At 33.0% G+C, this 22327-nt stretch carries 21 protein-coding genes and 1 tRNA gene; 11 read left to right on the top strand and 11 right to left on the bottom strand.

The window, feature by feature from the left end; translation table 11 throughout:
• Positions 1-48 precede the first annotated feature (48 nt).
• The 9 genes from rpsB (at position 49) to AAFN75_RS08070 (ending at position 10938) form a co-directional block, all read left to right on the top strand.
• Positions 49-822, top strand: a complete 774-nt coding sequence (rpsB, locus tag AAFN75_RS08110) for a 30S ribosomal protein S2 (RefSeq protein ID WP_144115068.1) — start codon at positions 49-51, stop codon at positions 820-822.
• A gap of 87 nt (positions 823-909) precedes the next feature.
• Entirely contained in the window at positions 910-1884 is a 975-nt protein-coding gene (gene tsf / locus AAFN75_RS08105) for a translation elongation factor Ts (protein ID WP_411809080.1), read from the top strand.
• 158 nt (positions 1885-2042) lie between these two features.
• On the top strand, positions 2043-2750 hold the full coding sequence (gene pyrH / locus AAFN75_RS08100; protein WP_144115065.1) for a UMP kinase: 708 nt from the start codon (positions 2043-2045) through the stop codon (positions 2748-2750).
• Between the two features lie 53 nt (positions 2751-2803).
• On the top strand, positions 2804-3361 hold the full coding sequence (gene frr, locus AAFN75_RS08095; RefSeq protein WP_411809079.1) for a ribosome recycling factor: 558 nt from the start codon (positions 2804-2806) through the stop codon (positions 3359-3361).
• Positions 3362-3442: 81 nt separating this feature from the next.
• The gene (locus AAFN75_RS08090; RefSeq protein ID WP_411809078.1) at positions 3443-4714 is read left to right on the top strand and encodes a hypothetical protein; all 1272 of its coding nucleotides are present in this window, start codon (positions 3443-3445) and stop codon (positions 4712-4714) included.
• A 157-nt stretch (positions 4715-4871) separates the two neighbouring features.
• A complete protein-coding gene (locus tag AAFN75_RS08085) occupies positions 4872-7262 on the top strand; it encodes an efflux RND transporter permease subunit (protein WP_411809077.1) in 2391 nt (796 codons plus the stop codon).
• 89 nt (positions 7263-7351) lie between these two features.
• Positions 7352-8785 carry an asparagine--tRNA ligase gene (asnS, locus tag AAFN75_RS08080; RefSeq protein ID WP_411809076.1) on the top strand — a complete coding sequence of 478 codons (1434 nt, stop codon included), beginning with the start codon at positions 7352-7354 and terminating at the stop codon, positions 8783-8785.
• A gap of 87 nt (positions 8786-8872) precedes the next feature.
• Positions 8873-10333 carry an RNA polymerase factor sigma-54 gene (gene rpoN / locus AAFN75_RS08075; protein WP_411809075.1) on the top strand — a complete coding sequence of 487 codons (1461 nt, stop codon included), beginning with the start codon at positions 8873-8875 and terminating at the stop codon, positions 10331-10333.
• Positions 10333-10938: a hypothetical protein gene (locus AAFN75_RS08070; protein WP_411809074.1), complete on the top strand. Its 606-nt coding sequence runs from the start codon at positions 10333-10335 to the stop codon at positions 10936-10938. The genes rpoN and AAFN75_RS08070 overlap by 1 nt, the downstream gene beginning before the upstream one ends.
• A gap of 6 nt (positions 10939-10944) precedes the next feature.
• On the opposite strand, the gene AAFN75_RS08065 is transcribed toward AAFN75_RS08070, so the two are convergent.
• The 9 genes from AAFN75_RS08065 to AAFN75_RS08025 form a co-directional block, all read right to left on the bottom strand.
• Positions 10945-11388 (bottom strand): hypothetical protein, encoded by a 444-nt coding sequence (locus tag AAFN75_RS08065; protein ID WP_411809073.1) that lies wholly within the window; start codon positions 11386-11388, stop codon positions 10945-10947.
• Between the two features lie 14 nt (positions 11389-11402).
• Entirely contained in the window at positions 11403-12095 is a 693-nt protein-coding gene (locus AAFN75_RS08060) for a porin family protein (RefSeq protein WP_411809072.1), read from the bottom strand.
• A gap of 92 nt (positions 12096-12187) precedes the next feature.
• Entirely contained in the window at positions 12188-12664 is a 477-nt protein-coding gene (locus tag AAFN75_RS08055; RefSeq protein WP_144115058.1) for an ExbD/TolR family protein, read from the bottom strand.
• Between the two features lie 17 nt (positions 12665-12681).
• Complete coding sequence (locus tag AAFN75_RS08050; RefSeq protein ID WP_411809071.1) at positions 12682-13272, bottom strand: ExbD/TolR family protein; 591 nt, start codon at positions 13270-13272, stop codon at positions 12682-12684.
• A gap of 3 nt (positions 13273-13275) precedes the next feature.
• Positions 13276-13707 carry a hypothetical protein gene (locus AAFN75_RS08045; RefSeq protein ID WP_144115056.1) on the bottom strand — a complete coding sequence of 144 codons (432 nt, stop codon included), beginning with the start codon at positions 13705-13707 and terminating at the stop codon, positions 13276-13278.
• Positions 13708-13726: 19 nt separating this feature from the next.
• Positions 13727-14494 (bottom strand): MotA/TolQ/ExbB proton channel family protein, encoded by a 768-nt coding sequence (locus AAFN75_RS08040; RefSeq protein ID WP_411809070.1) that lies wholly within the window; start codon positions 14492-14494, stop codon positions 13727-13729.
• Positions 14495-14569: 75 nt separating this feature from the next.
• Positions 14570-14657 (bottom strand) — tRNA-Ser (locus AAFN75_RS08035).
• Between the two features lie 71 nt (positions 14658-14728).
• Positions 14729-15760: an asparaginase gene (locus AAFN75_RS08030; RefSeq protein ID WP_411809069.1), complete on the bottom strand. Its 1032-nt coding sequence runs from the start codon at positions 15758-15760 to the stop codon at positions 14729-14731.
• 2 nt (positions 15761-15762) lie between these two features.
• The gene (locus tag AAFN75_RS08025) at positions 15763-16530 is read right to left on the bottom strand and encodes a TatD family hydrolase (RefSeq protein WP_411809068.1); all 768 of its coding nucleotides are present in this window, start codon (positions 16528-16530) and stop codon (positions 15763-15765) included.
• Positions 16531-16597: 67 nt separating this feature from the next.
• Here AAFN75_RS08025 and AAFN75_RS08020 point away from each other — a divergent pair, with 67 nt between their 5' ends.
• Both AAFN75_RS08020 and AAFN75_RS08015 read left to right on the top strand, forming a co-directional pair.
• Positions 16598-17038: a retropepsin-like aspartic protease gene (locus AAFN75_RS08020; RefSeq protein ID WP_411809067.1), complete on the top strand. Its 441-nt coding sequence runs from the start codon at positions 16598-16600 to the stop codon at positions 17036-17038.
• 33 nt (positions 17039-17071) lie between these two features.
• Positions 17072-17704 (top strand): response regulator, encoded by a 633-nt coding sequence (locus tag AAFN75_RS08015; RefSeq protein WP_144115053.1) that lies wholly within the window; start codon positions 17072-17074, stop codon positions 17702-17704.
• 502 nt (positions 17705-18206) lie between these two features.
• On the opposite strand, the gene odhB is transcribed toward AAFN75_RS08015, so the two are convergent.
• Complete coding sequence (odhB, locus tag AAFN75_RS08010) at positions 18207-19412, bottom strand: 2-oxoglutarate dehydrogenase complex dihydrolipoyllysine-residue succinyltransferase (protein WP_411809066.1); 1206 nt, start codon at positions 19410-19412, stop codon at positions 18207-18209.
• 28 nt (positions 19413-19440) lie between these two features.
• A complete protein-coding gene (locus AAFN75_RS08005; RefSeq protein ID WP_411809065.1) occupies positions 19441-22191 on the bottom strand; it encodes a 2-oxoglutarate dehydrogenase E1 component in 2751 nt (916 codons plus the stop codon).
• Positions 22192-22327: the final 136 nt, after the last annotated feature.

The raw sequence follows: 22327 nt of genomic DNA, 5'->3' as shown, positions 1-22327 counted from the left end.
AATGACCACTTAATCATTGCTATTCAACAGAACGTAAACTATTACAAAATGGCAGTAGAAGTAAAAGAATTACTTGAAGCAGGTGTACACTTTGGACACCTTACACGTAAGTGGGATCCTAATATGGCACCTTACGTTTATATGGAGCGTAACGGTATCCATATTATAAACCTTTACAAAACAGCGGCTAAAATTGAAGAAGCTGGAGCAGCACTTGCAAAAATCGCAGCTTCAGGACGTAAAATTTTATTCGTTGCAACAAAAAAACAAGCAAAAGATATTGTTGCTGAAAAAGCTGGCGAAATTAACATGCCTTACATCACAGAAAGATGGCCAGGTGGAATGTTAACTAACTTTGTTACTATTAGAAAAGCGGTTAAAAAAATGGCTTCTATTGATAGAATGAAGAAAGACGGTACATTCATGACATTATCTAAAAAAGAGCGTTTACAAGTTGATCGTTTAAGAGCTAAGTTAGAGAAAAACTTAGGTTCTATTACAGATATGACGCGTTTACCAGGTGCTTTATTTGTTGTAGATATTAAGCGTGAGCATATCGCGATTAAAGAAGCTCAAAAATTAAACATTCCTATTTTTGCAATGGTTGATACCAACTCTGACCCACGTCAAGTTGATTATGTAATTCCTGCAAATGACGATGCTTCTAAATCGATTGATAAAATCTTAACGCATGTAGCATCTGCAGTATCTGGTGGATTAGCAGAACGCAAAGCAGAAAAAGACGCTTCGGCATCAGCCAAAGAAGCTCCTAAAGCTAAAGCAGCTCCAGCTAAAAAAGCAGTAGCTGAAGAAGAAGAATAAATAACATTAATACAACAATAATTAAGTCGTTTAATTCTTTTCTTTATAGAAAATTATATTGAACGACTTTTTTAAATTATAACTACTATGAGTACTACAGTAAAAGTTACAGCCCAAGAGGTTAATAAATTAAGACAAGCAACTGGTGCAGGTATGATGGATTGCAAAAAAGCTTTAGTAGAAGCTGAAGGTAATTTTGATAAAGCCATTGAAGTGCTTCGTAAAAAAGGACAAAAAGTAGCTGAAAAAAGAGCCGATAGAGATTCATCTGAAGGTGCAGCTGTTTCTAAAATTAATGCAGACCAAACTGAAGGTGTTGCTATTGTTTTAGGATGTGAAACTGATTTTGTTGGTAAAAACGAAAACTTTTTAGCCCTAGCAAACCAATTAGCTGATATTGCTTTAAACACAAGCTCTAAAGAGGAGTTTTTAGCTGCCGATTTTGGAGGTATGACTGTTGCAGAAAAACTAGTTGAACAAACTGGTGTTGTTGGTGAAAAATTAGAAATCAATGCTTTTGAGAAATTAGAAGCTGCCTATGTTGGTACTTACGTTCACATTAACAAAATTGCTGCTTTAGTTGGATTAACTGCTAAAGTTGATAACGCTGAGGTTTTAGTTAAAGATGTAGCAATGCAAGTTGCTTCAATGGGTGCATCTTCATTATCTTATAAAGATTTTGATCCTGCATTCGTAGCATCGGAAACTGAAGCTAGAATTGCAGTTATTGAAAAAGATAATATTGAATTAGGACGTTTAGGTAAAACACTTAAAAATGTACCTTCTTATATTTCTATGGCTCAATTAACTCCCGAAGTTATTGCTGAAGCTGAAGAAGCTGCAAAAGCAGAATTAAAAGCTGAAGGTAAACCAGAACAAATCTGGGATAGAATTTTACCAGGAAAAATGGAGCGTTTTATTTCTGATAATACTACTTTAGATCAAGAGCAATGTCTTTTAGATCAAAAGTTTATTAAAGATGAAAAGAAAACTGTTGGAGATTACGTATCTTCTTATGGAGATGTTGAAATTTCAGGTTTCAAACGTGCTTCTGTAGGATAAACTATTCCGCGAAAACGCAATATTATAAAAATCAAAACCACTATTCTTTAATAAGAGTAGTGGTTTTTTTATTCCAAAAAAACGCGTTTTATATAAATTCAAAAAATAAAAAAAATGTGTAGCTTTGCCAAAGTTCTAAATCGAAATATAAATAACCGATGAAATATAACAGAATACTTCTAAAATTATCTGGCGAAGCTTTAATGGGAGAGCGCCAATACGGTATAGACCCAGATCGTTTGGCAGAATATGCTCAAGACATAAAAACCATTACCGATAAAGGCATTGAAGTTGCCATAGTTATTGGAGGTGGTAATATTTTTAGAGGTGTTGCTGGAGCAAGTAAAGGTATGGATCGTGTACAAGGCGACCATATGGGCATGCTAGCTACCGTTATTAATGGATTAGCATTACAAGGCGCGTTGGAAGATGCCGATATACCTACAAGGTTGCAAACGGCTATTAAAATTAACGAAGTTGCCGAACCATTTATTAGAAGAAAAGCCATGCGCCACCTAGAAAAAGGTCGTGTAGTTATTTTTGGAGGTGGAACAGGAAATCCTTATTTTACTACAGATTCTGCAGCCGTTTTAAGAGCCATAGAAATTGAAGCCGACGTTATTTTAAAAGGTACGCGTGTAGATGGTATTTATAATGCAGATCCTGAAAAGGATAATACCGCCGTAAAATTCAACTCTATTTCTTTTGATGATGTCTTAAGAAAAGGTTTAAAGGTTATGGATACCACAGCATTTACACTAAGTCAAGAAAACAAATTGCCTATTATTGTTTTTGATATGAATAAAAAAGGAAATTTACTTAAAGTAGTTTCTGGAGAAAATATAGGTACAGTTGTAAACGTATAGTTTTTGGCGTAATTTTTGAACCATTTTATATAATTTGAAAAAAGTTTAATACAATGAACGAAGAAATACAATTTATATTAGACAGTACTAAGGAGTCTATGGATAATGCCTTAGCGCATCTAAAAAAACAGTTTTTAAACATTAGAGCAGGTAAAGCAAGTCCTGCCATGTTAGGAAGTGTTATGGTTGATTATTATGGTTCTCAAACACCTCTTAGTCAAGTTGCCAATGTAAACACACCAGATGGTAGAACGATAACTGTACAACCTTGGGAAAAAAATATGCTTCAAGAAATTGAGCGTGGTATTGCTTATGCAAACCTTGGTTTTAACCCAATGAACAATGGCGAAACCATTATTATTAATGTACCACCATTAACTGAAGAGCGTCGTAGAGACCTAGCTAAACAAGCAAAATCTGAAGCTGAAGATGCTAAAGTAAGTATTAGAACTGCTAGAAAAGATGCTATGAATGATGTTAAGAAAAATGATGACGTATCGGAAGATTTAAAAAAGAACGCAGAAATAGATATACAACAAATAACAGATATCCACGTTAAAAAAGTCGATGAGCTTTTCGATGTTAAGGAAAAAGAAATAATGACTGTTTAATAAAAAACTTCATTTCAATTTTAAAGGCGGCATTAGGTCGCTTTTTTTTTATAAATTATTTAGCTTTTAGCGTTATAACCAATGTTTAAGTATTTTTCTATTTTCTTATTCTTGATAGGCACAACCTTAGTGCAAGCGCAATCTTTTATAGAAGAAACCGCAGAGCCAAAACAAGATTCTATTAAAAAGAGAAAGTTATTAAAAAGCCTTGGTAACGGTTATTTACCATCAAAATACTTTGATGCCGATTTAAGATATTTAATAAAATACAACCAATACGAAGGCGTAAGAACGGGGTTAGGTGTTGTTACGAACAATGCATTTTCTGAAAGATACAGATTAAACTCTTATGTGGTTTATGGTTTTAGAGACCATCGTTTTAAATATAGCTTAGGTGGTGGCATTAGACTTGCCGAACAAACAAATACCTGGCTAAATTTAGCCTACACAGACGACTTACAGGAAACAGGAAGCACAAAGTTTTTAACGGACAAACGCTTTTTTCAATTTTTCGAACCTCGCCTTTTAAACATCAGTCTATTCCATAAACATATTACAAAATCTATAGCCCTAGAGCACGAAATAAGTCATAAATGGCTTGCAGAAACAGAGTTAACTACAAGTAAAATAGATCCTACTTACGCCTATGGTTTCAATGTTAACGGCAATTCTTATGAAAATTTCGATGTTACTTCAGCTAAAATAGCATTACAATGGAGCCCTTTTAACACCTTAAAAACTTCAGAAAATAAAAAACAGATTACCCACGAAGGCTATCCAAAATTCTCTTTTCAATACACCAAAAGTTTAAAAAATGTTTTGGGAGGCGATTTTAATTTTTCTAAACTAGATTTTAGAACCCTATGTTATATTGGCGATAAAAAGAATGCTTTTTCCGAATTAACAATCGTATCTGGATTAGCCTTTGGAGAAATTCCACTAACACACCTTTACCACGCCTACCCTAACAACATTACAAAAGAGAAAATTCTCCAACGCTTCTCGGTAGCTGGATTAAACAGTTTTGAAACTATGTTTTTTAACGAGTTCTTTTCTGACAGATTTACTACCTTTCAATTTAAACATTTCTTGAAACCTTTTAATATTTCTAAAAGTTACCAACCGCAATTGGTATTGATAACACGCTATGCAATTGGCGACATGAAATTTCCAGAAAGACATGAAAATATAACTTTCGATTCGTTAGAAAAAGGCTATACCGAATCTGGTTTTGAGCTTAATAAAATACTTTTTGGCTTTGGTTTAAGCTTTACTTATAGATATGGCGCTTATCATTTACCAAGTATTGACGATAATGTTGCGTTTAAATTTACATTTAACATTTCTTTATAAATAAGCCCAATACATGGCAATTAAAAGCATAGCAATAGCTAAGCAACTATTTAATTTTGAATACAGACATAACTGTATCAAATTAATAGGTTTATTTTAATTGTTAACAGGTATTACCCTTGTTTTTTCTACCTTTGCGAATCTTTTTTACTAAGGCATGTTTAAACTTTTTACAAAGAATTTTTGGGACGTTACGGCAAATTTAATTTTACGTAACAAAATTGGTATTTTAATAGGTATTGTTATCACTACGGTATTGTTAGCTCAGAAATGGGACAACATGCGTTTAGCTTATAGCGAAGCTAATATGTTACCAGACCACCATGAGGTAAACATTACTTACAATAAGTTTCTTGAAACTTTTGGTGAAGAGGGTAATCTTATTGTACTTGGGGTAAAAGACACCACTCTTTTTACTGTTGAAAAGCTAAATGCTTGGAATAACCTTTCGGAATATTTTAAGAAAAGTGAAGCTGTAGAAACTGTCATTTCTATAAAAGATCTTCAAAAACTAATAAAGGATACTGAAAATGAAAAATTCCTATTAGAGCCTTTTATTAAAGATTCTATAACCAGCATAGCTCAAATTGAGACCTTACAAACCGAGCTGTTTGAAAAATATCCTTTTTACGATAATTTTTTATTTAATAAAGACACTAAAACCATACGTACAGCTATTTACATGGATAAAGCTATTGTAAATACCTCTGCAAGAAAAGATTTTATAGTAGATGTTTTAATACCTAAAATTAAAAGTTTTGAAGCCAAATATAACGTAGATGTTAGAATGTCTGGTATGCCGTATATCAGAACACTAAACTCTCAAAATATAGTAGATGAAATTAGCACTTTCATTTTAGCTGCTTTATTAGTGACTTCATTAATTTTCTTTTTCTTTTTTAGATCGTTTAGGGCTACATTAATTTCTATGATTGTGGTTTGCATTGGTGTTATGTGGACTTTAGGAATTATTGGCTTTTTAAATTACGAAGTATCGGTTTTAACAGCCTTAATTCCGCCGTTAATTATTGTAATAGGTATTCCTAATTGTATTTTCTTAATTAATAAATACCAGCATGAAGTAAAGCTGCATGGTAATAAAATAAAATCGTTACAGCGTGTTATTACCAAAATTGGTAATGCTACGTTAATGACCAATGTTACTACAGCATCTGGTTTTGCAACCTTTATATTAACCGAGAGTAAACTTTTAAAGGAGTTTGGTGTTGTTGCTTCGTTAAGCATATTAGCTATTTTTATTCTGTGTTTACTAATAATCCCAATTATATATAGCTTTTTACCTTATCCAAAAGATCGCCACTTAGAGCATCTTAATAAACGTTGGATTGGTGGTTTTGTAGACTGGATGGAGCTCATGGTAAGAAAAAAACGAATTGCTATTTATATAACATCTGTTGTATTACTAGTGGTGAGTATTATTGGTATTTACCAAATTAAAACATCTGGGAGTTTAATTGAAGATATGCCACAGGAGTCGGAGTTTGTAAATGACATCAGGTTTTTTGAGAATGAATTTAATGGTATTATGCCATTGGAAATCATGATAGATACCAAGCGTAAAAAGGGCGTTATGAAACTATCTACCTTAAAACGCATGGAGGAACTTGAAGAATTAATTTATGAAACTCCAGAGTTATCAAAACCAATCTCGGTAGTTGGTTTAGTAAAATATTCTAAGCAAGCCTATTATAATGGCAACACAAAATACTATCAACTCCCAACTTCTCAAGAAAACAGTTTTATTTTATCGTATGCTAAAAACTCAACATCCAATGTCGATTTACTTAAAAACTTTGTAGATAGTACTGGGCAATATGGCCGTATTACAACCTTTATGAAAGATATTGGTACCGATAAAATGGAACGTATTGAAGAAAACCTTCAAACTAAAATAGATAAAGTTTTCCCAAAAGAACGTTATGATGTTATCATGACTGGAAAAGCATTATTATTCCAAAAAGGCACAAAATACTTGGTAAAAAACTTAGTAATATCGTTAACCCTAGCTATTGTATTAATTGCCATATTTATGGCTTATATGTTCCGCTCTGGTAGGATGATTATTGTGTCGTTAATACCTAATTTATTACCGCTAATAATAACGGCCGGTTTAATGGGCTATTTAGGCGTTCCAATAAAACCTTCAACCATACTTGTATTTAGTATTGCTTTTGGTATTTCGGTAGATGATACCATTCACTTTTTGGCTAAATACAGACAAGAGCTTCAAGCCAATAACTGGAAAATTAAAGTTTCTGTTTATGGCGCTTTACGCGAAACCGGTGTAAGTATGTTTTATACTTCCATAGTATTGTTTTTTGGATTCTCGGTATTTACCATTTCTAGTTTTGGTGGTACGGTAGCTCTAGGTGCTTTAGTTTCTGCAACATTGCTATTTGCTATGTTATCAAATTTACTACTACTACCTTCTCTGTTATTGTCGCTAGAGCGCAGTATAGCTAATAAGGAGGTGCTTAGGGAACCTACAATAAATATTATTCCTGAAGAGGACGAATCTGAAGCATAAAATTTTAACAGTAATATTTTACAATTTAGCCTAATAGCTAACAGTAATAATATTTGAAAATTTTATATTTACATTATAAATTTTTCAATATGCAATTAAGAACTATTTCAGAATTACTAACACAAGATATAATAATCCCAGAAGTAGAAATTAAAGGTTGGGTAAGAACCTTTAGAGCCAATCGCTTTATAGCTTTAAACGATGGATCCACTATTAACAATATACAATGTGTAGTTGATTTCGAAAATTTTGATGAAGCCCTTTTAAATAGAGTAACAACTGGCGCAGCCATTCATGTAAAAGGTGAATTGGTTGAAAGCCAAGGTAAAGGCCAAAATGTTGAAATAAAAGTTAGTGCTTTAACCGTTTTAGGTGATTCCGATCCGGAAACCTACCCTATTCAACCTAAAAAACACTCGTTCGAGTTTTTACGCGAAAACGCACATTTACGTACCAGAACAAATACTTTTAGTGCGGTAATGCGTTTACGTTCTGCCTTATCATTTGCTATTCATAAATATTTTAATGACAACGGATTTTACTATATGCACGCCCCTATTATAACTGGAAGTGATGCTGAAGGTGCCGGCGAAATGTTTAAAGTTACAAACCTAGATGCCAAAAACCCACCTTTTAATGATGAAGGTAACATCGATTACTCCAAAGATTTTTTTGGTAAAGAAACCAACTTAACGGTTTCTGGTCAATTAGAGGCTGAAACTTACGCCATGTCTTTAGGTAAGGTCTATACTTTTGGACCTACATTTAGAGCTGAAAACTCCAATACATCACGCCATTTAGCAGAATTCTGGATGATTGAACCAGAAGTTGCCTTTATGGACCTTGCAGGCAATATGGATTTAGCTGAAGACTTTATGAAATCGGTTATAACTTATGTTTTAGATAACAATCGTGAAGATTTAGAGTTTTTAGATAAACGTCTTCAAGATGAAGAAAAAACAAAACCACAAGCCGAACGTAGCGAAATGTCTTTAATTGAAAAATTAAATTTCGTTACCGATAACAATTTTAAACGCGTTAGCTACACTGAAGCTATTGATATACTTAGAAATTCGAAACCAAATAAGAAAAAGAAATTTAAATATCTTATTGATGAATGGGGAACAGATTTACAAAGTGAGCATGAACGTTTTTTAGTTGAAAAACACTTTAAATGTCCTGTTATTTTGTTTGATTACCCAGCAAACATAAAAGCGTTTTACATGCGTTTAAATGACGATGGAAAAACGGTTCGTGCTATGGACATCCTTTTCCCTGGAATTGGAGAAATAGTTGGAGGAGCGCAACGTGAAGAACGTTTGGATGTTTTAAAAGAACGTATGGCAGCTATAAACATTCCTGAAGAAGAACTTTGGTGGTACCTCGATTTACGTAAATTTGGTACGGCAGTACATTCTGGATTCGGGCTAGGTTTTGAGCGTTTGGTAATGTTTGCAACAGGCATGAGTAACATTAGAGATGTTATTCCTTTCCCTAGAACCCCGCAAAATGCCGAATTTTAAAAAGTATCTTTGTAAAAGTCAAACTTATAATACTTTGGGTATACTAATCCCTTTTTATATATTTGAGTAACAACCTTAAATCAGAATATGCTTAAACAATTTTTACAATTTAAATTATCTCAAAAACTGTCGCCACAGCAAATTCAGTTAATGAAATTGATACAGCTACCAACGCAAGCTTTTGAGCAACGTTTAAAGCAAGAATTAGAAGAAAATCCTGCTTTAGAAGGCGGGAAAGAGGAAAGTAAGGACGAACTAGATTCTGATTTTGATAACACAACAGACGATTACGAGGACAATGACTCTATAAATGCAGAGGACATTAATGTTGACGAATATTTGAGTGACGATGAAATTCCAGATTACAGAACTCAAGTAAACAACTACAGTAGCGACGATGAAGAAAAAACAATGCCGTATGCCGCGGGAACATCATTTACTCAACATTTAGTTAGCCAATTAAATACCTATAGACTATCTGACGAAGAGCGTGATATTGCCGAATTCTTAGTAGGAAGTGTTGGCGAAAGCGGATACATAAGACGAGAAATAAGTGATATTGTAGATGATTTAGCATTTACACAAAGTGTTTACACCACAGAAGAGCAAGTGGCGAAAGTGTTAAAAATTGTGCATCAATTAGATCCGGCTGGTGTTGGCGCTAGAAACTTACAAGAATGCTTAAGTATTCAATTACATAGAAAAGAAAAAACGGCAGATACCGAATTAGCTATTAATATTATCGATAATGCTTTCGATCAGTTTACAAAAAAGCATTACAAAAAGTTACTTAATAAATTCAATATTACCGAAACTCAGTTAAAAGATGCCATTAATGAAATTGAGCATTTAAATCCAAAACCAGGAGGATCTTACGCTGGAAACAATAGAATTGTAGAACACGTTGTTCCAGATTTTGCTATTAAAATTGTGGATGGCGAATTAGAGTTAACACTGAACGGACGTAATGCTCCAGAGCTTCATGTATCAAGAGAGTACAACAACATGCTTAAAGGCTATAAAGATGCTAAGGACAAGTCTAAATCTCAAAAAGATGCGGTTATATTCATTAAACAAAAGTTAGATGCTGCCAAGTGGTTTATTGAAGCTATAAAACAACGCCAACAGACTTTATTTGTTACTATGAGTGCTATTATGCACTACCAAAAAGAGTACTTTCTTACTGGCGATGAACGTAACTTAAAACCCATGATACTTAAAGATATTGCAGATGAAATTCATATGGATGTATCTACCGTATCAAGAGTAGCAAATAGTAAATATGTTGATACACCTTATGGCACAAAATTAATAAAAGAGTTCTTTTCTGAATCTATGAAAAACGATCAGGGTGAAGACGTTTCTACAAGAGAAATAAAGAAAATCCTTGAAACCGTTGTTGAAGAAGAAAACAAGAAAAAGCCTTTAACCGATGAGAATTTAGCTGGTATTTTAAAAGATAAAGGCTATCCAATTGCTAGAAGAACGGTTGCAAAATATAGAGAACAACTAGATATACCTGTAGCGCGTTTACGTAAAAAAATATAATGGATAGACTACTAAAGAGTATATCATATATTTTTCATCCTTTAGTAATGCCGCTATTCGGGGTAGTTTATTATTTTTCAATCTCTCCAAGATATTTTCCTGAAGAAATTATACAAGCAAAATTAGTAGCGCTTTTTATACTTACAATAATATTGCCCCTTTTACTGTATTTAATACTTAAATTAATAGGTATAGTAAATACCGTTAACCTTGAAACTACCAAGGAACGTATATACCCATTACTACTAAATAGTGTTGTTGTTATAATCGTATTAAAAAAAATACTCACACCTTCACAATCTCCAGAACTCTACTTTTTCTTTGTGGGTATACTTATATCTAATATAGCCTGTTTATTACTTGCTGTAATGAAGTTTAAGGCAAGTATTCATATGATTGCTATTACTGGAGTATTTATGTTTTTTATAGCCCTTAGCATTCATTTTAGCATTAATTTAAACGATACGTTAATTTTTATGGCTGTAAGTACAGGTGCAGTTGCTACTTCTCGACTTCATCTAAAAGCACATTCTTATATAGAATTAATAATTGGAACCTTTATTGGCGTTATTCCGCAGTTAATTTTAGTTACGTATTGGTTATAATTAGGTTTACAGTTTATCTTTCCAAGGTTTAACAAAAAAGCCTGCTAATTTACCTTCAGAATCCAAAACCGAACGTATTTCAACATCAGAACCCAATTCAAAATAACCTCTAAACCTATATATTTGGTAAACTTGATCCTTTTTAATTTCCTCTAAAGAATAAAACTCTAATTCCTTATAATCTCCTAAAAGTCCTTTAATTTTAGCATAAGTAGATTTTTGTAGTGTTTCATTTAACCCTGTAACCATTTTTATACTTGCTTCGCTTTCAGTCAACTTATAAAAACCACCATCTTTTTGAGCTTTAAGGATTCTATCAGATAGATTTTCAACATAATCAACTTGCTCCTCAGAAGCAGAAACTGATACTTCTTCTTTTGCTTTAGTTTTGTTTTGACAGCTTGTTAGTAATGAAATTATAAGTAAACCAATAAAAATCAGATTTTTCATAAGCCTGTTTTTATTTAAAGAATATAAAACATTAAACCAATTTTAACTGCATTGGTATCTATAGCCTCTCCACCAATTTTAGCATCATTGGTAAAAATAGGGTTTAAAGCATAATACAAATAAAAATTCCAAGTGCTATATCCAGCACTCAAAGTAAACCCATATTGTAAGGCATTAAAATCATCAATATTGTTATATTTAAAATCTTCCGTATCACCTAAATGCTTGGTGGTATTACTAAACACATAACCCACCTTAAAACCTGTGTAAATACGCCAGAAGTTATATTCGATTGGTGTAGATGTGCGCCACCTAAACTCTATAGGCATTTCTATTAAATGTGTAGAGAATTTGTTTTTAGTGTAAGTATCACTATCCTCTAATACGCTGTATTCAAAACCACCCAAACCATCATCGCCGATTAATAAGTTTTGATTAAAGGAGTTCGCAGAATATCCTAAACCTATTCCAATAGCTACATTTCTTTTAGCATTAATAGGCATATCTTTAATAAAACCTAAATGGAAACCTAACGAAAATCCACTTTGACTAAGACCATCTGGTATTTGGCCTAATAAGTTATAAGTAACTCCGGCGTAAAACTGGTCCTCTTTATAAAGCGAATCTACCTCCTTTTCGGTACTCTCTTGGGCAAAACTAAAGGTGACAGTGCATATAAAAAGCAAAGTAGCAACAAAATACTTCATTAACGTTTATTAATTTAGTAGTAAAAGTAATGAAAATAAAAAGGCGTTTTGATATATCAAAACGCCTTTTTTATAAAATTAAGAATGTAAATTTAATTGTTACCTAATACACTACCCTTTTTAGTGGTATAGTTTATTTTAAGTGCATTAACTTTACGTAACTCTTGTTTAATATCGCCAATTAATCCCATATTAGCATCACTATCAACTTTTAAAGCTGTAGTTAAATATGGTACTAATTCTTCACGTTTCGAAGCGCGTTCGGCAGCAATAAACGATGCAATCTCTTTAACATCAGCAAATTTATCATTTAATTGAATTTTTGCCGAACTTCCGTATTGCTTATAGTTTTCACTTGGTTTACCTGCATAAATATACATTACCAAATCTTTTTTATCTAGCTTTTCAACTTGATCGGCAAACGGTAAATTATTTTCAATCATTAAAGTGTTTTGCCTCATAACTGTGGCCACCATAAAGAAGAATAATAACATAAATACAATATCAGGAAGTGATGCTGTATTAACCGCCGGCATCTCGCCACTTTTTTTCTTATTAAATTTAGACATGTTTTATAAATGTTAAATTATTCTTGTACTTCTGAAAGCTTTTGAGGATAGTCAGCTTTAATCTTATCTATCTTTTGTTTAAGCTTCTCTTTATTTCCAGGCCAATTTACATCTTTATAATCCGCTTCCATTTGTGTAAACGGCATATTATATAAAGCCTGGGCTCTTGCATCTCTCAACTCATTATAAGCCGCAACCAATTCGTTTTGAACAGATATGTAAGTTTTATAAGTTGTTTCTCTATTATTTGCTAAGGAAATAATGGCTTTATCAGGATTATCAGATGATGCGGGATCTTTAGCCCCTTTACAATAAGAACAAGACTTATCTCCTCCATTATCTAAAAATTCTTTAGCTGCTAATCTTAAATCTTTAAGTTCCATGATTTCATCTTCAACAAGTAACTGATCTTTACCATTTAATAACACGGTAAAAATGTTTTTTTGTTTGATGACAACATCTTCTTCAGACTCTTCCATTGGAGGAAGTTTACGGTTAATACCCGAATCCGTTTCAATTGTTGTTGTTACCAAGAAAAATATAAGTAATAAGAAAGCAATGTCGGCCATTGAGCCTGCATTTACTTCTGGTGCTGCTCTTTTTGCCATAACTTATTTATTTAAGATTTTTTTTACTCCACCTAGTAACATAGATCCGATAGCTACAACAGCTAATGCATAAAATGCATACAATCCAGCTCCTACTGTTTTAGAAGTTCCTTCATCTACATCTAAACCTTTATCTGTAAAAGGTTTTAAATCTAAATCTGTACCAGAAGATATTGCGTAAGACACAAATATAACTGCGGCAAATGCACCAACAGTAATTAATGTCTTTTTAATATCGCCAGCAAACAAACCTTTAATAACAAATATTACTACCAATGCTAATACTATTCCTAGTACTGCATAAGCAACGTAGAGTAAGTTTCCACTCATACCTAAAGCAGATTCCTCATCTCCAGCTATTATTAAAAGAACAATAATTGCTCCAATAATAGCTAAGGCGAAAGCCACTATTTTTAAAATTTTATGTAAACCCATTTTTTGTTTTTTTAAATTATTACTTTTTGTGTCTGATTAATAGATCCATTAACGTAATAGAAGCATCTTCCATATCGTTAACAATACTATCAATTTTAGCAATAATATAATTGTAAAAAATTTGAAGTATAATAGCTACTACTAAACCAAATACAGTTGTTAAAAGTGCTACTTTAATACCACCTGCAACAAGTGATGGTTGCATATCTCCTGCAGCTTCAATTTTATCGAATGCTTGAATCATACCAATAACCGTTCCCATGAAACCAAGCATTGGTGCTAAAGCGATAAATAAAGAAATCCAAGATACGTTTTTCTCTAATTGTCCCATTTGAACTCCACCGTAAGCTACAACAGCTTTTTCAGCAGCTTCAATACCTTCATCAGTTCTGTCTAAACCTTGATAGTAAATAGAAGCAATAGGTCCTTTTGTATTTCTACAAACCTCCTTTGCTGCTTCAATACCTCCAGAAGCTAAAGCATCTTCAACAGATTGAGCTAATTTTTTTGTATTTGTTGTAGAAAGGTTTAAAAAGATAATTCTTTCAATAGCAATTGCCAAACCTAGAATTAAACATAAAAGTACAATACCCATAAATCCGGCACCTCCTTCAATAAAACGCTTCTTTAAATTTTGATGGAACGAAAGCTCTGCAGCTGGCGCGTCATCTTGTGTCATTGTTGTAACCGTAGTTACAGCTGTACTAGTGTTTGCAATTGTAGTTGCATTAGCAGTTCCGAATGCCACCATTAAAGTTATGGCTAGGATAGAAAATAATCTTTTCATGTTGTACGATCTTAATTTTATTAGTTAAAGTGTTAAAGATATAAAAAAAAAGCAATTAAAAATAAAAAATATGAGCAGAGAGGAAGGGATTCGAACCCTCGATACGCTATTAACGCATACACGCTTTCCAAGCGTGCGCCTTAAGCCACTCGGCCACCTCTCTATAATCAATCTTTAATTACGGGGCTCAAATAACAAAAAAAACTTTAAAGGATAAAATATTTACTGTTATTTTTAACTCATCTCACCACGTAATGCTGTTTCATATTTGGTTTTGAATGTGTTAGCCGAAAAATTTTTACTCAATAAATACATCAATTTAGCTATGGCCGCCTCTGTGGTCATGTCTTTTCCGGATATCACTCCTATTTTTTTTAATGCACTACTTGTTTCATAATGCCCCATAAGCACACTTCCGCCCGCACATTGTGTTACATTTACAATATATATCCCTTTTAATATGGCGTCGTTTAACAAATTAATAAACCATGATTCTGTGGTACAATTACCTGCCCCAAAAGTTTCAATAATAACTGCTTTTAAGCCGGAAACATTAAAAATAGTTTCTAAAACGACTTTTGATATACCGGGATAAAGCCTTACAACTGCAATATTTTCATCTAATTTTTTATTAACCTTAAGTTGTTTTGCTTCATTTGGTTTTAATAAATGCTCTTTATTAATTTTTAAATGCACACCAGATTCAGCTAAATCGGGATAATTTGAAGATACAAATGCCTGAAAATGTTCAGCATTTAATTTTGTAGTTCTATTACCTCTATATAGTTTATACTCAAAATATAAACACACCTCTTTAACTATGGGCTTTCCTTCGCTTTGTAATGAAGCCACCTGGATAGACGTTATTAAATTCTCTTTAGCATCGGTTCTTAAATCCCCTATTGGCAACTGAGACCCAGTAAACACAACTGGTTTCGCTAAGTTTTCGAGCATAAAACTTAATGCTGAAGCCGAATAACTCATGGTATCACTTCCGTGAAGAATAACAAATCCATCAAAATTTTGATAATTTGTTTCTATAATTTCTGCTATTTGAACCCAATATTTAGGTTGCATATCGCTTGAATCAATGGGTGTTTTAAAAGACACTGTATCAATATCGCAATCTAACAATTGTAATTCGGGAATTCTATCTAATAGATTTTTAAAATTGAAAGCTTTTAAAGATCCTGTTTTAAAATCCTTAACCATACCTATTGTACCTCCTGTATATATAAGAAGTATTTTTGCCTTAGATTTTATCATTCTTAAATTTTAAAAATATCTTTAGAGTTTTCGGTTGTAACTTGAGCTATCTCATCTAAAGATACGTTATATATATCCGATAGCTTCTCTAAAACCTTTACTATATATCCGCTTTCGTTACGTTTTCCTCTATAAGGCACTGGTGATAAATAAGGTGAATCCGTTTCTAACACTATATGTTCTAGGGGAATTTCATTTAAAAACTGATCTATTTTCCCATTTTTAAATGTAGCTACTCCGCCAACACCTAACTTCATATTATATGATATGGCTTGGTGTGCTTGTTCTAATGTGCCTGTAAAACAATGGAATATCCCGAATAAATCGTCTCCTTTTTCACTTTCTAAAACTTCAAAAATTTCATTAAAAGCCTCTCTACAATGAATTACAATAGGGAGTTTGTGTTTTTTTGCGAGTTGAATTTGATATTTAAACGCCTCTTTTTGAATTTCTAAGGTCGACTTATCCCAATACAAATCAATACCAATTTCGCCAACGGCATAAAAATGTCGATTAGCAAGATTATCTTCAACATGTTTTAACTCCTCAATATAATTATCCTTTACATGTGTTGGGTGTAAACCCATCATTAAAAAAACATAATCTGGAAAATCTTTTTCTAATTGAAACATAGATTCTGTGAAAGCTGAATCTATTGCCGGAATAAAAAAACGAGAAACACCTAGCTCAATAGCACGGTTTATCATCTCATTTCTATCCTCATCAAAAGCTTCACTATATAAATGTGTGTGCGTATCTGTAATTATCAAAGTCAATTTTTTTTATTACGTAAAAATAATCGTTTTTATAGGATTATATTTGTTTAAAATTAATAAAATGGAATTGTTGAAGGAATTTCTTGAGAAAAAAGGGTATACTAAAGTGAAATTACACTTTACTAAAACCAATCATTTTGAAATTAAAGCCACAATAAACGGTAAGAAAGGTTTATTCATTTTAGATACGGGTGCCTCAAATTCTTGTGTAGGGTTTGAAGGTATAGAAACCTTTAAACTTAAGGCAGAAAACTCTTTAATTAAAGCTGCTGGTGCTGGCGCCATAGATATGGAAACCAAAACATCTAAAAAAAACAAGCTTAAAATTGGTAAGTGGAATAACAACAAGGTTGTTTTAGTTTTATTTAACCTTAGTCATGTTAATATGGCACTTACAAACCACAACTCGAAACCTGTAGATGGCATTATAGGTGCCGATATTTTAAAAAAAGGCAAAGCAGTCATAGATTACGAAAAGAAATATCTATATTTAAAGTTATAAATTAATAGCAATCCAATTCTCTCTCTAAACTAAATGAACACTACAATTGTTATAGCTGATGATCACCCGTTAATGCTTAGAGGCTTAACCGATTTTTTAACCTCTAAAGGGTTTAATATAATTGGTAGTGCAGAAGATGGGAAAGCGGCATACAACCTTATAGTTAAACTAAAACCAACTATTGCTATTCTAGATATTAGAATGCCATATAAAACGGGTTTAGAAATTGCTGAAGATTGCAAAAGAAATGAATTAGATACCAAAGTCATTCTAATAACTTTTGATAAGGAGGAAGAAGTTTATGATAAAGCCATAGAATGTGGTGTTTACGGTTATATTTTAAAAGAGTTTGCTATTGAAGAAATTGAAACTTGTATTAGTCAAGTTGTTATAGGCAAGCCTTATTTTAGCGAAGAAATAGCCTCCTATTTAAATGCTAGCACCTTAGAAAACAAACCTGAAACTTTAGACTTACTTACAAAATCTGAATTAAGAATAGTGAAACTTATTTCTGAAAATAAAACAAGCCAAGATATTGCCGACGAGCTATCTATTTCTATTAGAACTGTGGATAAACACCGAAGCAATGTTGTACATAAACTAAAATTAGATAACAGGCCCACATCATTATCCATTTGGGCAACCTTAAATAAAGATTTTTTATAATATACGTAGAAGTGCGTATTTTTTGTAAGACTTATATCCCTTATCTTTACAGTGCTATTAATTAGTTCTTAGGGAGAATTAAAGAAAGCTCTAGATTGTAATGGTCTAGAGCTTTTGCATTTTATAGACTTTTTTTAAACTACTCATTTTAAAATACGTATAAGTGCGTATTTTTTTTCACCGCCATTCCTTTTACTTTTACAGAGCTATTAATTAATTCTTTTGAGAGAGAATTTTTTAGATACTCTGCACTGTAGTGGTGCAGAGTTTTAAAATAAATTTAAAACCTAAAGAACATGTTCGATTCCCAGATGGAAAAAGAAAACAACACACTAAACAAATGTATTATAATAGGGTTAAGCATTTTAGCCGTTATTGTAGTCGCAATAAATCTTATTGTCTGTTTTAGTTAGTGTCGTCAAATTTGTCCCAAAACATTCGACCAAAAAAAAAGGTGTTACAATAGTATTGTAACACCTTTTTTTATTTAGTTTATTTAATACTATAACTCTAATGCTTTTTTAACATCGTTATTCATTAATAATTCTATTGGGTTTTCTAGTGCCTCTTTAACTGCAACTAAAAAGCCTACACTTTCTTTACCATCAATAATTCTATGATCGTAAGATAGAGCAACGTACATAATTGGACGAATTACAACCTGACCATCAATAGCAACAGGGCGCTCAACAATATTGTGCATTCCTAAAATTCCACTTTGTGGAGGGTTAATAATTGGTGTAGATAACATACTTCCAAATACACCACCATTTGTAATAGTAAATGTACCACCTGTCATTTCATCAACAGTAATTTGACCATCTCTTGCTCTAAGCGCTAAACGTTTTACTTCAGACTCAACGCCTCTAAAGCTTAAGTTTTCGGCATTACGAATTACGGGCACCATTAATCCTTTTGGACCTGAAACAGCAATACTAATATCGCAAAAATCATATGATAACATTTCTTTACCATCCATCATTGAATTAACTGCTGGATACATTTCTAATGCTCTAACTACAGCTAGAGTAAAGAAACTCATAAACCCTAATCCAACTCCATGTTTAGATTTAAAGGTTTCTTTATATTCTTTACGTAAAGCAAAAATAGGCGACATATCAACTTCGTTAAACGTAGTTAACATAGCCGTTGTATTTTTAACTTCTACTAAACGCTCTGCTACTTTACGACGTAACATAGACATTTTACTTCTAGACGTACCACGACTACCTCCTGTTGGAGTTCCCATTGAAGGTACTGCATTTACAGCATCTTCTTTAGTTACGCGTCCCGCTTTACCTGTTCCAGTAATTGTTGTAGCATCTATTCCTTTTTCTGCTAAAACCTTTTTAGCAGCAGGACTTGCAGTACCTGTAGCATAAGTTTTAGTTTCGGCTGCTTTAGGCGCCTCAGCTTTTGGAGCTTCAACTTTAGCTTCAGCTTTTGGAGCCTCACCTCCTGCTGGTTTTTCTGCACTTGTATCAATTAAACAAACTACAGCTCCAACCTCAACAGCATCACCTTCTTCCGCTTTAAGCGTAATAATTCCGCTAGCTTCAGCTGGTAATTCAAGTGTTGCTTTGTCGCTATCTACTTCAGCAATAGCTTGATCCTTTTCAACATAATCACCATCTTCTACTAACCAAGTTGCTATTTCTACTTCTGTAATAGATTCGCCTGGAGAAGGCACTTTCATTTCTAAAATCATTTTTTATAATTTTAATTGTATCTGAATTTTATTTTTTATCTAAGTTTCCAAAAACCGCATCAATTACACGACGTTGTCTACGTTTATCTCTGGTGCTGGAACCTGGCGCTGGTACAGAACTGTAGGGTCTAGAGGCTACTTCTAGCTTAACCAAATCCATACGTTGTAACATATGGCTCCATGCCCCCATGTTTTTAGGTTCTTCTTGTGCCCACACATAATTTTCTACACTAGGATATTTATCAATAACGCTTTGGATTTTCTCTAAATGCAGCGGGAATAATTGTTCTATTCTAACAAGTGCAACATCCTCTCTATTTAATTCTTCTCTTTCAGCTAATAAATCGTAGTAGAATTTACCTGTACAGAACACTAATTTTTTAACGTTTTTAGGGTTAATAGTATCGTCTATAACTTCTTCAAACTTACCAGAAGCCAATTCTTTTATACTAGAAACAGCTTTTGGATGACGTAATAAACTTTTAGGAGTAAAAACAATTAATGGTTTTCTGTAACTGCGTTTCATTTGACGACGCAGTAAATGGAACATGTTTGCAGGTGTTGTACAATCTGCTACAATCATATTATCATCACCACATAATTGCAGGTAACGTTCTATTCTTGCAGATGAGTGCTCAGATCCTTGACCTTCATAACCGTGAGGTAAAAGAACCACAATACCGTTTTGAGCTTTCCACTTATCTTCGGCAGCCGATAGATATTGATCGAATATAATTTGAGCACCATTACTAAAATCACCAAACTGTGCTTCCCAAATGGTTAAGGTATTTGGGTTTGCCATGGCATATCCATAATCGAAACCTAACACACCGTATTCTGATAAAAAGGAATTATAGATATACATTTCCCCTTTACTCTCTGGATTTGTATTTAATAGATTAATACGTTCTTCTGAAATTTCATCGCGCAAAATAGCATGACGGTGGCTAAAAGTACCACGTTCCACATCTTGACCCGATATACGAACATCGAAACCCTCTTCAAGTAAACTTCCGTATGCTAAAGTTTCGGCCATTCCCCAATCTAAAGTATCACTTTCAAAAACCATTTTTTCACGACCAGCAAGAATACGTTCTGCTTTTCGTAAAAACTTAACACCTTCAGGTACTGTTGAAACTACTTTTGAGATACTTTCTAATTTTTCTTTTGAATACGAAGTATCTTCCGGTTTAAGCATGGCATCTACACCTTGTCTCTCAAAATCCGTCCAACGTTCCTGCATAAATTCGCGAACCTTAGAAGATTTTGCCTTTTTAGACTTCGTGTACTCACTTTCTAGAGTGTCTTTAAAATCTGAAATTATATTATCTACATACCCCTGATCGATAGTATTTTCTGCTATTAATTTATCGGCATAAATTTTAAAAGGGTTTGCGTGTTTAGCAATTTCCTTATATAATTTTGGTTGTGTAAAACGAGGCTCATCACCTTCATTATGACCATATTTCCTGTAGCCTAATAAATCGATATACACATCTTTTTTATAACGCATTCTGTATTCTAACGCTAATTCAACAGCATGAACTACCGCTTCGGCATCATCAGCATTTACATGTAAAACTGGAGATAAAGTAACCTTTGCAACATCTGTACAATAGGTACTAGAACGTGCATCTAAATAGTTAGTTGTAAACCCAATTTGGTTATTTACTACTATATGTACAGTTCCTCCTGTTTTATAACCAGCCAATTGACTCATTTGAGCAACTTCGTAAGCAATACCTTGCCCTGCAATTGCAGCATCTCCATGCACAATTATTGGAAGTATTTTAGAATCGTCGCCATTATAATCGCTATCAATCTTTGCTCTAGTAATACCTTCGGCAACAGGAGCAACGGTTTCTAAATGCGATGGATTAGGCACCAAATTCATCTTAATATTTTTACCGTTTTGGTACGTTTTATCGAGTGTTAAACCTAAATGGTATTTTACATCACCATCAATATCTGCATCTTCAAAATCTTTACCATCAAACTCACTAAAAAGCTCGTTAACAGGTTTTCTAAAAATATTAATTAGCGTACTTAAACGCCCACGGTGTGCCATACCAAGTACACACTCCTTAACACCATGTTTTTCAACGGCATAAAAAAGCACGTTACTAATAGCTGGAATTAAGGATTCGCCACCTTCCAATGAGAAACGTTTTTGGCCTACATATTTAGTTTGCAAAAAGTTTTCGAAAGTAACGGCTTGGTTTAATTTTGAAAGAATATATTTTTTTGTTTCAGCTGAAAAATTTGGCTGATTATCATTTTTATTAAGTTGTTCTTGCCACCATGCAATTACTTCTGGATTACGCAAGTACATATACTCAATTCCTATGGAACTACAATATATTTTTTCTAAATGAATAATAATTTCACGAAGGGTTTTAACACCAATCCCTAAAATATCTCCGGCATTAAAAACGGTATCTAAATCGTTTGCGCTAAGTCCGAAATTTTCGATTTCTAAAGTTGGTTGATAAGTACGTCTTGCACGAACCGGATTTGTTTTTGTAAACAAATGTCCACGCATTCTGTAACCATCAATTAATCTTACAACTTGAAATTCTTTTTGAACTTGTTCTGGTATTTGAGTAGATACACCTTCAACAATTTCACCTTCTAATCCGTAATTATCACTACCAAAATCGTACCCTTGGAAAAAGGCTCTCCAACTTGGCTCGACTGAATCTGGACTTTGTTGATACTGTTCGTATAAATCAGCGAAATATGCTGTATGTGCTGCGTTTAAAAATGAAAATTTATCCATTGTTATTTGTAATCACGTATAGTTTAATCAAAATATTCACCAAAAATACAACTTTTACTAAAATTAGATGATTCTTTAACTATATTTATGGCAAATAATATTCAATTAACGAATATGCCTAAAATTTTGTTAATTT

Origin of the sequence: Algibacter sp. AS12 (assembly GCF_046736315.1) — a bacterium.
In the GTDB taxonomy this organism is placed as follows: domain Bacteria; phylum Bacteroidota; class Bacteroidia; order Flavobacteriales; family Flavobacteriaceae; genus Algibacter_B; species Algibacter_B amylolyticus.
Note: the sequence above shows the minus strand (reverse complement) of the source record. Positions and strands in the feature narration are given on the sequence as shown.